This window comes from Streptomyces sp. bgisy130 (assembly GCF_057708345.1).
The window spans coordinates 444,679-457,302 of record NZ_JBYISA010000001.1 but is presented as its reverse complement, the minus strand read 5'-3'; the positions used below and the strand labels follow the sequence as shown (position 1 = coordinate 457,302).

Sequence of the window (12,624 nt, the reverse complement as noted above, 5' to 3'; positions counted from 1 at the left end):
CGCTGCCGGGGCCACGCCCCGGCTCGCGCCTGATGCTCTCAGATACGAGCTTGTCAGATGACGGGAGGGCGGCCCAGTCGGGTCAATCGCCAAACGGTAGCCCACTTCATGGGGCGCCTGGGACCGCACGGCGTGACGCAGCCCTCCTTGAAGCCGCCCAGCCACGCCCGCAGCGCCGGTCGCGACGGCCGCCGGGCGAGGGTGAGCAGGAACCAGACACCGAGATAGACCGGGACCAGCAGCGCGGGGAGATTGCGGCGGGCCAGCCACACACGGTTACGGGCCACCATCCGGTGGTAGACCGCGTGCCGGGCCGGTGCCGTCGTCGGGTGGAAGAGGACCATGTCCGACCGGTAGTCGATCTGCCAGCCCGCGTCCAGCGCCCGCCAGGCCAGATCGGTCTCCTCGTGCGCGTAGAAGAAGTCGTCGGGCAACCCCCCGACCTCCTCAAAGACGTGCGTCCGGACCGCGTTCGCGCCACCGAGGAAGGTGGTCACCCGCGACGACCGCATCGGGTCCGAGGCGCGCAGTCGCGGCACGTGCCGGCGCTGGGTCTCACCGGTGTCCGGGTCGGCGATCCGGAAGCTGATGATGCCGAGCTCCGGGTCGGCGGCGAATGCCTCGCGGCACAGTTCGGCGGTGTCCTCCCTGGCCAGGAGCCCGTCGTCGTCGAGGAAGAGCAGCAGATCCACGTCGCTGCCGCCGGGGCCGAAGGCCTCGATGCCGACATTGCGGCCGGCCGGGATACCGACGTTCTCCGGCAGCTCGACGGTCCGTACGCCCTCGGGGAGCTCGGGCAACGGCGAACCGTTGCCCACGACGACGGTCTCGATCGGGTCGCCGTGCTGCTTGGCGACCGAGTCCAGCAGCGCGCGCAGCTCCTCGGGGCGGTTGCCCATCGTCAGGACAACCGCACCGATCCGCATTCGGGACGCCCCCGTCACTTGAGCCTGCTGGAGGCGAGGATGGACACGAGGTGAAGCAGCGTCTGGAGCAGCGCGATGCCGGCGAGCACGGCGACGCCGAGGCGGGAGAAGAACAGGTCGCCCCGGATCTGATCCAGGACCGCCAGGACCAGGATCAGCAGCGACGCCTCGATACCGAGGATGAGCCGGTGGAACTTCAGCGCCCCGGCCGCCTTACGGGCCAGCGCCATGCCGGAGGACCGCGGCTCGGACGCCGACTCCTTGACCGGCGGCAGCCCGCCCTGGTGCCGGGCGACGCCGACCAGGTCGGTCTCGGCCTTGATCAGGATCGCGCCGAGGGCGGCGAGCGTGCCGAGGAAGGCCCACAGCCAGTCGATCCGGCCGGAGCCCCACAGGTCGGCGGCGCGCAGGCCGAAGCCGACCAGGACCGCGGCATCGCACAGGTAGGCGCCGACCCGGTCCAGGTACACCCCGCCCAGCGAGAACTGCTTCTTCCAGCGGGCGACCTCGCCGTCGACACAGTCGAGCAGCAGGTACAGCTGGACCATCAGCACACCGAGCACGGCGCCCGCGATCCCCGGCACCAGCAGTGCCGGGGCGGCGAGGACGCCGAAAACGGTCATCAGGTAGGTCAGCTGGTTGGGCGTGACCTTCGTGTTCACCAGGTGACGGTCGATGCGCAAGGAGATCTCGCGCATATAGAGGCGACCGCCCCAGTGCTCACCGCTGCGCCGGTCCTTGACACCCTCGGGGTGCACGACCGGGCGGAGTTCAGCTACTGACGGCTTCTGCATAGTCGGCGTATGCGTCCCTGATCTGGTCGGCGGACAGGTCGAGGTGCTCAAGGATGGTGTAGCGCCCGGGGCGGGTCTTGGGCGCGTACGCGACGGCCTGGACGAACTCCTCGTCGGTGAAGCCGATCTCGCCGGGTGTGACCGGCAGACCGTGCCGGCGCAGCACCTCGACCATCAGGTCCCGGGTCTCCTTGTCCCCGCGCAGATGCGTGGCGAAGGCGGCGCCGAGGCCGCACTGCTCGCCATGGCTCGCCGCGCGCTTGGGGTAGAGGATGTCCAGGGCGTGGTTGATCTCGTGGCAGGCGCCGGACGCCGGGCGGCTGTCGCCGGCCACCGACATCGAGATACCGGTGAGGACCAGGCCCTCGGCCAGCACCTGGAGGAAGTTGTCGTCGCCGACGCCACCGGGGTGGCGCAGCACGGCCTCGCCGGCCTGGCGCGCCATGGCGGCCGCCAGTCCGTCGATGTTCTCACCGGTCTCGCGGTGCGAGAGCTCCCAGTCCGCGACCGCGGAGATGTTGGAGATCGCGTCGCCGATGCCGGAGCGGACGAACCGGACCGGGGCCTCGCGGATGATGTCGAGGTCGATCACGACGGCGATCGGGTTCGGCACACCGTAGGAGCCGCGGCCCGCGTCGTTGTCCAGCGTGGCGACCGGGGAGCACAGACCGTCGTGCGACAGGTTCGTCGCGACGGCGACCAGCGGCAGACCGATGCGCGCCGCGGCGAACTTGGCACAGTCGATGATCTTGCCGCCGCCCAGGCCCACGACCGCGTCGTAGTGCCCCTTCTTCATGGCGTCGGCAAGCTTGATCGCGTCGTCCAGGGTGCCGCCGCCGACCTCGTACCACTCGGCGCCCGGCAGCGCGGGGGACAGCCGCTCGCGCAGCCGTGCCCCCGAGCCGCCGCTGATCGCGATGGCGAGCTTGCCGGACGCGGAGATGCGCTGATCGGCCAGCAGGCCCGCCAGGTCGTCCAGGGCGCCGGCGTTGATGTCAACGACGACCGGGGACGGGATGAGGCGGGTCAGTACTGGCATGCGATGTCACGGCCCTTCGCCAGGTCGTCGTGGTTGTCGATCTCGACCCACTTGACGTCGCCGATCGGGGCCACGTCCACCTTGAAGCCGCGGTTGACGAGCTCCTGGTAGCCGTCCTCGTAGTAGAGGTCGGGGTCCCGCTCGAAGGTGGTCTTCAGGGCGTCGGCCAGCTCCTCGGCGGCCTCGCCCTCGATGAGGGTGACACCGATGTACTCGCCGGTCGCCTCAGCCGGGTCCATCAGCTTGGTGATCTTCTGGACGCCCTTGGCGGGGTCCACGATGACCTTCATCTCCTCGTCGGCCAGCTGCTTGACCGTGTCGAGGGCGAGGATGATCTTCTGGCCGTTGCCGCGGGCGGCGAGCAGGGTCTTCTCGACGGAGACCGGGTGCACGGTGTCGCCGTTGGCGAGGATCACCGTGTGCTTGATGGAGTCACGGCCGCACCACAGGGAGTAGGCGTTGTTCCACTCCTCGGCCTTGTCGTTGTCGATGAGGGTGAGCTTGAGGCCGTACTTCTGCTCCAGGGCCTCCTTGCGCTCGTAGACGGCTTCCTTGCGGTAGCCGACGATGATCGCGACCTCGGTCAGGCCGATCTCGGCGAAGTTGCCGAGGGTCAGGTCGAGGATGGTCGTGTCCCCGTCGACCGGCACCAGAGCCTTGGGCAGGGTGTCGGTGTAGGGGCGCAGACGCCGTCCGGCGCCGGCAGCCAGCACGAGGCCGATCATGCGGGTTCTCCTTCATCGTGTACGGCGGGTGCTTGGGAGGACACCCAGAAGCGGATGCTCTCGATGAGCACCAGCAGCGCCAGGGCCACAGCAAGGGCCGTCAGCGCGATTGTGAAACCTGAGGGGGACAGCGCGGCGGCGAGGACGGTGATCACGAGGATCCGTCCCTCATGTCCGCCGGTCGCCCGGACCAGCCACCGCGGCGGGGCTCCGGTGCCACCACGGATGCGGTAGACCGTGTCGTAGTGATGGTAGGCGACCGCCGCGACCAGCCCGAACGCCGCGGGCAGCGCTCCGGGGACGTCCGCGCGGGCGGCCAGCACCAAGATCGCGACGTACTCACCGGCCCGGAAGAAGGGCGGCACGAGCCAGTCGAGAGCGCCCTTGAGCGGCCGGGACACCGCCGCACCGGCCAGCAGCGCGGAGCAGGCGGCGACGCCGACGGTGAGCCAGGAAGCGGGGTCGTCCTGGAAGATCACCCAGACCAGCAGCACGGCGGCTGAGAGAAATGCCATGACGGGGGCCAGGAAGGAACCGGTCCGGCCGCGGCCCCGGGAACTGCGGGCGATCAGCTCGGCGACCGGCCCGGAGTCGGCGAGGTCGGCGAGCGCCTGGGCGGCGCGGTCGGTGCGCCGGGCCCGGCGGGTCAGCGAGCGCAGCACCCGGCCGGCCGTGGTGTAGCAGGCGGCCAGCGCACAGCCGATGAGCAGGGCGTAGAAGACGATGCGCGGGGTGGTCAGCGCGGTGAGCACGGCGATCATGGCCCAGCGTTCGCCGATCGGCAGCACGATCATCCGGCGCACCCAGACCGTCCAGCCGACGCTGTCGAGCTTGCCGGAGAGGGCGGCGGTGGGGCTGGTGTTGGCCGTGGCGTCGTGGTTCGCCTCGTTGAAGGAGAAGTCGACGACATGGCGGCAGGTCATCAGGACCATCGCGCCGAGCGCCAGCGCCCATACATCGTCATGGCCCCCGCCCCGGGCCGCCCCGAGGGCGAGACCCGCGTAGTACGCGTACTCCTTGGCCCGGTCGAAGGTGGCGTCCAGCCAGGCGCCCATCGTCGAGTACTGGAGGGAGTAGCGGGCGAGCTGCCCGTCGGTGCAGTCCAGGACGAAGGAGAACAGCAGCAGGAAGCCGGCGGCGACGAAGCCGCCGCGGGTTCCGGTGGCCGCGCAGCCGGCCGCGATCAGCGCGGTGAGCAGCGAGGCGGTGGTGACCTGGTTGGGGGTGAGCCCGCGCCGCGCGCACCAGCGGGCGAGGTAGCGGGAGTACGGGCTGATGGCGTACGTGGTGAAGAACCCGTCGCGGGACTTCACGGCGGTACGCAGCCGGACGGCCTCGTCGTCGACGGCGGCGACGGCCTCCCGGGCGCCCTCGCGCTGCGCCGGGGTGAGTGCGACGGTGGCGACCAGGCTGCCCAGCTCGACGCGGTGCAGACCGGTCTCGTCGCGGTCGAGGGACTCGGTGAGGGTGTCGGTGAGGACGTCCGTGAGGTGGGCGGTGCCGGCGCCGACCGGGATCCTGCCGACCGCGCGGGTCAGCGCGGCACGGGCCGCGGGCTGCGCGGTGAGCGCGCCGGGCACGGCCGCGGCCGGGAAGCGGGGGTCGGTCAGCGCGAGCCGCAGGGCGTGCAGATGGCCGACGAAGCGGGGGTCGACGACGGCGACCCGCTCGCCCGCAGGCACCGCGTTGATCAGCTCGGCGGCGGCCGTGGGATCGTTCGCCGTATGGACGTCAAAGCCCAGCGTGCGCAGGTCGGCTTCGAGCGGCGACCCGGCGACCGGCGGACCGGTGAGGATGGCGGTCGACAGACGAACTCACTCCTTGGATGCTGACAAGGCAGCGCCGGTCGGTCCGCATTCGATACGAACTACCCGGGCAGCGGGCGTGGCACACCTCGCCCCTGGGAGGACCGGTGGCACGTCGGCAGAGGCTATCGGATCGCCGGATGCGGCCGTTCACCACGCATTCACCGCACGATCGAGTGACCGACGGCTGCGCCTGCCGCGATCATCATGGTGGATCGGGCGGCGCATGAACAACTGGCCGGGAGCCCGGGACCCGATCCGGTGCCGGTTATGAGAGGGCTGGTCACGGGGCGGGCGGGTTGTGCCGGGGCCGGTGTGGTGAGTGCCATCCCAGGTCCGGGGCGCGCGCCGTCCGCCGGTGCCGCCACGGCCGCCGCCCGGTGTCCACCGCGCCGGGAGCCGCGCGGCCCACGGCGGGTGTGGACCATCTCACGGCAGGCGCGCCGGGTGACCGGTGCGCGGGCTTGTTGCGCCGCGCACCCGCTGTGCCGGTGATGCGGACCCGGCTAGGGCAGACTTGGCGTCGAAGACCGACGACAAGGATGGGCATGCCGATCACACCTGCCAACGGACAGACCGCCGCGGACCCGGCGGTGAGCACACCGGGCGGCACCGCCGAACCGATCATGCTGGAGCTGGTCGACGAGGACGGTACGACGATCGGCACCGCGGAGAAGCTCGCCGCCCACCAGCCCCCCGGGCAGCTGCACCGGGCCTTCTCGGTCTTCCTCTTCGACGAGAAGGGCCGGCTGCTGCTTCAGCGCCGGGCGCTGGGGAAGTACCACTCCCCCGGTGTGTGGTCCAACACCTGCTGCGGGCATCCCTACCCGGGCGAGGCGCCGTTCGCGGCCGCCGCCCGCCGGACCGCGGAGGAGCTGGGCCTGGCGCCCTCCCTGCTGGCCGAGGCGGGCACGGTCCGTTACAACCATCCCGACCCGGACTCCGGCCTCGTGGAGCAGGAGTACAACCACCTGTTCGTCGGGCTGGTGCGGGCCGAGCCGGCGCCCGACCCCGAGGAGATCGGCGAGATCGCGTTCGTGACGCCGGAGGAGCTGGCCGAGCGGCATGCGGAGGCGCCGTTCTCCGCGTGGTTCATGACCGTGCTGGACGCGGCGCGGCCGGCGGTGCGCGAGCTCACAGGAGGAGCGGCGGGCTGGTAGCCGGCGGCGGGCTGGTAGCGGGTGGGGTGAGCGGAAGCTCGGCCCAGATGGCCTTGCCGCCGTTCCTGGTGTGCTCCACACCGCATTTGCCGCCCACCTCCGCGGTGAGCGTCTTGACCAGCCACAGTCCGCGGCCGCCGAGATCACCCTGATCCGCCTCCAGTGCCTTGGGGCGGTAGGGGTGATCGTCCTCGACCGCGACCCGTAGCCAGTTCGCCCCGAGGGTGACCTGTACGGCGATCTGGGGCGAGAGCAGGGCAGCGTGCCGGACGGCGTTGGTGACGAGTTCGGAGACGATGAGCAGCAGGCCGTCCATGATCGCGGCGGCGACGGGTACACACTGTTCGGCGAGCAGATCCCGGACCGCGTGCCGGGCCTGCGGCACCGAGGTCTCCAGTGCCGGGGCGGTGAACCGCCAGACACCTTCGTACGCGAGCGGGGAGGTCAGCTCTTCGGGGGGTTCTGCGGGGGGTCCGGAAGGCATCCTCACAGGAAGAGTGTTGGGAATGCATTGGTCCGGACCGGCCTGCTGACCACAAGTCAGCATCTATCGACGGCTTATGGCCGATTCCGAGTGGTTGGCCCGGCCCGGGGACCGGACCTGTTCCCTTTGCGCGGCGTTCCCGGACCGCCGCGCCCTGGATCACCGCCCTGGATCACGAAGAACAGCAGGCCCGGTGCCTGAGCACCGGACCTGCTGTTCTGTCATCAGTAGCGGGGACAGGATTTGAACCTGCGACCTCTGGGTTATGAGCCCAGCGAGCTACCGAGCTGCTCCACCCCGCGTCGGTGAACACCACAGTACGGGTCGGCGGCCTCAGGACCAAATCGATAATCACCACGGGTGCCGCGGGCCGCCGCTCCCGGGGTCCTCACACCGCCCGGTCGGTGATCCGTCCGCCGTCGACCTGGATACGGCGGGTGGTGTGCACCGCTTCGAGCATCCGGCGGTCGTGCGTGACCAGCAGCAGGGTGCCCGGGTAGGAGGCGAGCGCGGACTCCAGCTGTTCGATGGCCGGCAGGTCGAGATGGTTGGTCGGCTCGTCCAGTACGAGGAGGTTGACCCCGCGGCCCTGGAGGAGGGCCAGCGCGGCCCGGGTCCGCTCCCCCGGCGAGAGGGTGCGCGCCGGGCGCAGCACATGTGCCGCTTTCAGCCCGAACTTCGCGAGCAGGGTGCGCACATCGGCGGGCGACAGATCCGGTACGGAGGCCCGGAAGGCGTCCATCAGCGGATCGTCGCCGAAGAACAGCCCGCGCGCCTGGTCGACCTCGCCGACCACCACGCCGGGGCCGAGCGACGCCTGCCCGGCGTCCAGGGGGAGCCGGCCGAGGAGGGCGGCGAGCAGCGTGGACTTGCCGGAGCCGTTGGGGCCCGTGATGGCGACCCGGTCCGCCCAGTCGATCTGGAGGTCCACCGGGCCGAGGCGGAAGTCGCCGCGCCGGACCCCGGCACCGCGCAGGGTGGCCACGACCGCGCCGGCCCGGGGTGCGGCGGCGATCTCCATCCGCAGCTCCCACTCCTTGCGCGGCTCCTCGACGACATCGAGCCGCTCGATCAGGCGCTGGGTCTGCTTGGCCTTGGCGGCCTGCTTCTCGGTGGCCTCGACCCGGCCCTTGCGGGCGATCTTGTCGTTGTCGGTGGCCTTGCGGCGGGCGTTCCTGACGCCCTTCTCCATCCAGTTGCGCTGGGTGTGTGCGCGGGTCTCCAGGGCGGCCTTGGTGTCGGCGTACTCGTCGTACTGCTCGCGTGCATGGCGCCGGGCCCGCTCGCGCTCCTCCAGGTAGGAGGTGTAGCCGCCGCCGTAGGTGTTGACCTGCTGCTGGGCCAGGTCGAGTTCGACGACGCGGTTGACCGTACGGGTCAGGAACTCGCGGTCGTGGCTGACCAGGACGGTGCCGGCGCGCAGGCCGGTGACGAAGTCCTCCAGCTGTCCGAGGCCGTCCAGGTCGAGGTCGTTGGTCGGCTCGTCGAGCAGGAAGATGTCGTAGCGGGAGAGCAGCAGGGAGGCGAGCGAGGCACGGGCGGCCTGGCCGCCGGAGAGCGTGGTCATCGGCTGGTCGAGGCCGATGGTCAGGCCGAGCCGGCCGGCGATCTCCTCGGCGCGCTCGTCGAGGTCGGCGGCGCCCAGTGCCAGCCAGCGCTCCAGCGCGGTGGCGTAGGCGTCGTCCGCGCCGGGGCGTTCCTCGACCAGCGCCTGGGTGGCGGTGTCCAGCGCGAGCTGGGCGCCGGCGACGCCGGTGCGGCGGGCGAGGAAGGCCCGTACGGTCTCTCCCGGACGGCGGTCGGGCTCCTGGGGGAGATGGCCGACGGTGGCGGTGGGCGGGCCGAGCGCGAGCGAGCCCTCCTCCGGGGTGTCCAGGCCGGCCAGCAGGCGCAGCAGCGTGGACTTGCCCGCCCCGTTGGCACCGACGAGGCCGATCACATCCCCGGGGGCGACGACCAGATCGAGACCGGAGAACAGGACGCGCTCGCCGTGGCCGGCGGCGAGGTCTTTGGCGACGAGAGTTGCTGACATCAGGCCGCCGATCGTATCGGGCCGGGAACCGGCCGGCGCTCTAATATCCGGGACATGGAATCCGGCCTGAAGACGCATATCAGCGACGGCACCGCGACCGTCACCATCAGCAACACCGGCAAGCGGAATGCGATGACGGTGCCGATGTGGCGGGAGCTGCCGCCGTTGCTGGAGCGGCTGGCGGGCGATCGTGCCGTCCGGTCGCTGGTGCTGACCGGCGAGGGCGGCACGTTCTGCGCGGGGGCGGACATCGGCACGCTGCGGGACGGGGCGGGTGAGTCGCAGGGCCTGGCGGTGGCGGCCGAGGAGGCGCTGGCGGCGTTTCCCGGGCCGACGCTGGCGGCGATACGCGGCTACTGCGTGGGGGGCGGCGCGCAGTTGGCGGCCGCGTGTGATCTGCGGTTCGCGGAGGAGGGCGCGCTGTTCGGGGTGACGCCGGCCAGGCTCGGGGTGGCCTATCCGGCGTCCGCCACCCGGCGGCTGGTCCGGCTGGTCGGGCTCTCCGCCGCCAAGTACCTGTTGTTCTCCGGGGAGTTGATCGACTGTGCGCGGGCGCTGCGTACCGGCCTGGTGGACGAGGTGCTGGCCGAGGGTGAGCTGGGCAAGCGGGTGGCGGAGTTCTCGGCCGTCCTCGCGAGCCGGTCGCTGCTGACCCAGACCGCGGCGAAGGAGCTGGCCAACGGGACCTGGGACGTACCGCCCGCCGAGGCCCGGGAACGCGGCGCGTACTGGGCCGCGCAGGCGCGCGCGAGCGGCGACACCGCGGAGGGTGCCGCCGCCTTCCTGGAGCGCCGGGCGCCGCGCTTCAATTGGCCCACGGGCTGAGGCCGCGGGTCAGGGGACGGCCGGGCCCGCCCCTACTTCTCGCCGGTCAGCACGAACCGGCTGAGCCCCCGCATCGCCGCGGTGACCTCGGCCGGGGCCTTGTCCGGGGAGCCCGCGTCATAGGGCGGCTGAGGGTCGTACTCGATGCCGAGCTGGATCGTCTGCGCCGCGGTGTCCCCGGCGATCCGGCCGGCCAGCGCCAGCCCCATGTCGATCCCGGACGAGACCCCGGCCGCCGTGACGTACTTGCCGTCGAAGACCACCCGCTCCCCCGTCGGCTCGGCCCCAAAACCGGGCAGCTGGTCCAGGGCCAGCCAGTGGGAAGTCACCCGGCGCCCCCGGAGCAGACCGGCGGCGCCGAGGATCAGCGAGCCGGTGCACACCGAGGTGGTCCAAGTTGTGTGGGCGTCCACGGCGCGGATCCACTCGTGCAGCGGGCCGTCGGTCATGTGGGCCAGCTGTCCCGGGCCGCCGGGCACGACGAGGAGGTCCGGCGCGGTGACCTCGTCCAGCGTGGCGTCGGCGACCAGTGCGAGCGATCCGAGGTCGTTGCGGTACGGGCCGGTGCGCTCGCCGACGAACACCGCCTCCGTGTCCGGCAGCCGGCTGAGGGTTTCGTAGGGGCCGACGGCGTCCAGCGTGGTGAAGTGGTCGTAGAGAAGGATCGCGAGCTGCATCTTCGGTTCCTGTCGTCGGTGGATGGTGCCGGCGTGGGGAGTTCGTGCCGGCGCGGTGGGTTCGTGGTGGCCGGTGGGTTCGTGGCGGCCGGTGGGTTTCAGGCGGTGGGTACGGGCGGTCCGGCCGGCTGGAAGCGGCGGCGGTATTCGGCCGGGGAGGCGCCCAGGACGCGGAGGAAGGCGCGGCGCATCGCCTCGGGGGTGCCGTAGCCGCAGCGGCGCGCCACCTGCCCGATGCCGTCGGCGGTGTCCTCCAGGCACCGCCGGGCGGCCTCCAGCCGCACCCGGTCGACATAGCGGCCCGGTGTCATGCCGGTCTCTTCGCGGAAGGCCCGCGCGAAGTGCCGCGGGGAGAGCCGCGCGCGGGCGGCGAGGGCGTCGACGGAGAGGTCCGCCTCCGGGTTCTCGGTGATCCACTGCTGGACGTCACGCAGCGGCCGGCGCTGCGCGGTCTGGGCCGCGAGCTGGGCGCTGAACTGGGTCTGGTTGCCCGGACGCCGCAGGAAGACGACCAGATGCCGGGCGATGGTCAGCGCGAGGTCGCGGCCGAGATCCTCCTCCACCAGGGCCAGCGCGAGGTCGATCCCGGCCGTCACGCCCGCGGAGGTGGCCAGGTCGCCGTCCCGTACATAGATCGGCTCGGGTTCGACCCGCACCGCGGGGAAACGCTCGGCGAGCGTGCCGCAGAGCATCCAGTGGGTCGTCGCCCGGCGGCCGTCCAGCAGCCCGGCCTCGGCCAGCAGCAGGGCTCCGCTGCACACCGAGACCTTCCGCCGGGCGCGGGGAGCGTGCGCGCGCAGCCAGTCGATCAGCCGCGGGTCGGGGGTACGGGTGCCCTGGCCGCCGGGGACCAGCAGGGTGTGCGGGGTCTCGGCGGCGGCGAGGGTGAGGTCGGGGACGAGCGTCAGCCCGCTGGTGGTGCGGACCGGGGCGCCGTCAAGACTGGCGGAGCGGATCCGGTAGGCACCCGGGACTCCCTGGGCGGCACCGTTGAAGACGTCCAGCGGTCCGCAGACGTCGAGGGCCTGCACACCGTCGAAGAGAACGACGAGCACATCGCGCTGTTCCATACCGACCATCCTGGGCAGCGGCGGCGATGGCGGCAATGACGAAATTCCCACCTTTCCTGCCATCGCCGGGCGGCTGCGGTGTCCGGACGACCGTCGGCCGGGCCCCTGGAACCGGCCCATACCGACGGGTCGGTACCCTGCCCGTATGACCTCTTCCAGTGCACTGCCCGAGAAGGCCGGCCGCACCTGCCACAACGTCATCAACCCGTTCCACTCCACGCACTACTTCGCGCCGGAGCTGTCCGAGGAGATGGCGAAGCTCGGCCTCGACAACCGCAGCGCCGCCTACTTCGCCTGTCGTGGCGCGGCCATGGGTGCCGTGGGCCCCGGCACGATCACGGCCACCTTCTACAACTTCAAGCACGAGCTCATCGCCCAGCACGTCCCGCACATCTGGTCCGTCACCACGCCGCAGCAGGTGCTCGACGCGCGGCTGCGCGCCGCGGACGCCACGCTGCGCCGGCTGCTCGGCACCGAGGCCGTCGAGTCGCCGGAGATGGCGGAGGCGGCGAAGCTGGCGCTGCACGCCGCCGGGGCCTGCGCCCGCCGCGCCCGGCCGCTGTACGCCGCGCACGCCGATCTCCCGGTGCCCGAGGCCCCGCACCTGGCCTACTGGCACGCCGCGACGCTGCTGCGCGAACACCGCGGCGACGGCCACCTGATAGCGCTGCTGGACGCCGAACTCGACGGCCTGGAAGCGCTGGTCACCCACACCGCCACCGGTCGCGGCATGAGCCACCGGGGCATCATGGCGACCCGTGGCTGGACGGAAGAGGACTGGCAGGCCGCGCAGGAGCGGCTGCGGTCGCGGGGTCTCCTGGACGGCGGGGACGAGCTGACCGAGGCCGGAATCCTGCTGCGCAAGGAGCTGGAGCGGACCACCGACCGGCTGGACCGGGCCCCGTACGAGCACCTGGGCGCCGAGGGCGTGGCCCGGCTCACCGAGCTGGCGACCTGCTTCACCACCACCGCCATGAACGCCGGGGCCTTCCCCGCGGTGCTGTTCGGCAAGTGATCCGGAGCATATCGGCCCGTTCCGGTGTGTAACGCACCCTCAGGAGCGGTGCCCCGCGGTCGCCGGGGTGTG

Annotated in this window: 12 protein-coding genes and 1 tRNA gene; 3 read left to right on the top strand and 10 right to left on the bottom strand. The window is 71.9% G+C overall.

Annotated elements, in window-relative coordinates:
• Positions 1-53: 53 nt before the first annotated feature.
• Genes AC3EUV_RS02150 through AC3EUV_RS02130 form a run of 5 tightly spaced genes read right to left on the bottom strand, consistent with a single transcriptional unit; the run spans position 54 to position 5,292 of the window.
• Positions 54-926, bottom strand: coding sequence for a glycosyltransferase family 2 protein (locus tag AC3EUV_RS02150; RefSeq protein ID WP_432140627.1), 873 nt, complete (start codon positions 924-926; stop codon positions 54-56).
• Between the two features lie 14 nt (positions 927-940).
• A complete protein-coding gene (locus tag AC3EUV_RS02145; RefSeq protein ID WP_435601983.1) occupies positions 941-1,720 on the bottom strand; it encodes a CDP-alcohol phosphatidyltransferase family protein in 780 nt (259 codons plus the stop codon).
• Positions 1,698-2,759, bottom strand: a complete 1,062-nt coding sequence (locus AC3EUV_RS02140) for an iron-containing alcohol dehydrogenase family protein (RefSeq protein ID WP_432140625.1) — start codon at positions 2,757-2,759, stop codon at positions 1,698-1,700. The genes AC3EUV_RS02145 and AC3EUV_RS02140 overlap by 23 nt, the downstream gene beginning before the upstream one ends.
• Complete coding sequence (locus AC3EUV_RS02135) at positions 2,747-3,484, bottom strand: phosphocholine cytidylyltransferase family protein (protein WP_085922553.1); 738 nt, start codon at positions 3,482-3,484, stop codon at positions 2,747-2,749. The genes AC3EUV_RS02140 and AC3EUV_RS02135 overlap by 13 nt, the downstream gene beginning before the upstream one ends.
• Positions 3,481-5,292 carry a DUF5941 domain-containing protein gene (locus AC3EUV_RS02130; protein WP_435602052.1) on the bottom strand — a complete coding sequence of 604 codons (1,812 nt, stop codon included), beginning with the start codon at positions 5,290-5,292 and terminating at the stop codon, positions 3,481-3,483. Before AC3EUV_RS02130 ends, AC3EUV_RS02135 begins: the two co-directional genes overlap by 4 nt.
• Positions 5,293-5,837: 545 nt before the next feature.
• Between AC3EUV_RS02130 and idi the strand changes: the two genes are divergently transcribed.
• On the top strand, positions 5,838-6,449 hold the full coding sequence (idi, locus tag AC3EUV_RS02125) for an isopentenyl-diphosphate Delta-isomerase (RefSeq protein WP_432140624.1): 612 nt from the start codon (positions 5,838-5,840) through the stop codon (positions 6,447-6,449).
• On the opposite strand, the gene AC3EUV_RS02120 is transcribed toward idi, so the two are convergent.
• The 3 genes from AC3EUV_RS02120 to AC3EUV_RS02110 form a co-directional block, all read right to left on the bottom strand.
• Positions 6,424-6,933, bottom strand: a complete 510-nt coding sequence (locus AC3EUV_RS02120; RefSeq protein WP_432140623.1) for an ATP-binding protein — start codon at positions 6,931-6,933, stop codon at positions 6,424-6,426. The two genes, idi and AC3EUV_RS02120, sit on opposite strands and share 26 nt — an antisense overlap.
• A 228-nt stretch (positions 6,934-7,161) precedes the next feature.
• Positions 7,162-7,235, bottom strand: a tRNA-Met gene (locus AC3EUV_RS02115).
• 86 nt (positions 7,236-7,321) lie between these two features.
• On the bottom strand, positions 7,322-8,965 hold the full coding sequence (locus tag AC3EUV_RS02110; protein WP_432140622.1) for an ABC-F family ATP-binding cassette domain-containing protein: 1,644 nt from the start codon (positions 8,963-8,965) through the stop codon (positions 7,322-7,324).
• 54 nt (positions 8,966-9,019) lie between these two features.
• On the opposite strand from AC3EUV_RS02110, the gene AC3EUV_RS02105 reads away from it, so the two are divergent.
• Positions 9,020-9,790, top strand: coding sequence for an enoyl-CoA hydratase/isomerase family protein (locus AC3EUV_RS02105; protein WP_435601982.1), 771 nt, complete (start codon positions 9,020-9,022; stop codon positions 9,788-9,790).
• A gap of 32 nt (positions 9,791-9,822) precedes the next feature.
• Here the strand turns inward: AC3EUV_RS02105 and AC3EUV_RS02100 are convergent, their stop codons facing one another.
• Both AC3EUV_RS02100 and AC3EUV_RS02095 read right to left on the bottom strand, forming a co-directional pair.
• Positions 9,823-10,467: a DJ-1/PfpI family protein gene (locus AC3EUV_RS02100; protein ID WP_435601981.1), complete on the bottom strand. Its 645-nt coding sequence runs from the start codon at positions 10,465-10,467 to the stop codon at positions 9,823-9,825.
• A 98-nt stretch (positions 10,468-10,565) separates the two neighbouring features.
• A complete protein-coding gene (locus AC3EUV_RS02095) occupies positions 10,566-11,537 on the bottom strand; it encodes a GlxA family transcriptional regulator (protein ID WP_435601980.1) in 972 nt (323 codons plus the stop codon).
• Between the two features lie 145 nt (positions 11,538-11,682).
• Between AC3EUV_RS02095 and AC3EUV_RS02090 the strand changes: the two genes are divergently transcribed.
• Positions 11,683-12,552, top strand: a complete 870-nt coding sequence (locus tag AC3EUV_RS02090) for an SCO6745 family protein (protein WP_435601979.1) — start codon at positions 11,683-11,685, stop codon at positions 12,550-12,552.
• The last annotated feature ends 72 nt before the right edge of the window (positions 12,553-12,624 follow it).

Bases quoted from the DNA above. Each gene is read 5' to 3' on its own strand.
- AC3EUV_RS02145 (WP_435601983.1), bottom strand. From the start codon at position 1,720: ATGCAGAAGCCGTCAGTAGCTGAACTCCGCCCGGTCGTGCACCCCGAG.
- AC3EUV_RS02150 (WP_432140627.1), bottom strand. From the start codon at position 926: ATGCGGATCGGTGCGGTTGTCCTGACGATGGGCAACCGCCCCGAGGAG.
- AC3EUV_RS02090 (WP_435601979.1), top strand. From the start codon at position 11,683: ATGACCTCTTCCAGTGCACTGCCCGAGAAGGCCGGCCGCACCTGCCAC.
- AC3EUV_RS02140 (WP_432140625.1), bottom strand. From the start codon at position 2,759: ATGCCAGTACTGACCCGCCTCATCCCGTCCCCGGTCGTCGTTGACATC.
- AC3EUV_RS02105 (WP_435601982.1), top strand. From the start codon at position 9,020: ATGGAATCCGGCCTGAAGACGCATATCAGCGACGGCACCGCGACCGTC.
- AC3EUV_RS02095 (WP_435601980.1), bottom strand. From the start codon at position 11,537: ATGGAACAGCGCGATGTGCTCGTCGTTCTCTTCGACGGTGTGCAGGCC.
- AC3EUV_RS02135 (WP_085922553.1), bottom strand. From the start codon at position 3,484: ATGATCGGCCTCGTGCTGGCTGCCGGCGCCGGACGGCGTCTGCGCCCC.
- AC3EUV_RS02110 (WP_432140622.1), bottom strand. From the start codon at position 8,965: ATGTCAGCAACTCTCGTCGCCAAAGACCTCGCCGCCGGCCACGGCGAG.
- AC3EUV_RS02100 (WP_435601981.1), bottom strand. From the start codon at position 10,467: ATGCAGCTCGCGATCCTTCTCTACGACCACTTCACCACGCTGGACGCC.
- AC3EUV_RS02120 (WP_432140623.1), bottom strand. From the start codon at position 6,933: ATGCCTTCCGGACCCCCCGCAGAACCCCCCGAAGAGCTGACCTCCCCG.
- idi (WP_432140624.1), top strand. From the start codon at position 5,838: ATGCCGATCACACCTGCCAACGGACAGACCGCCGCGGACCCGGCGGTG.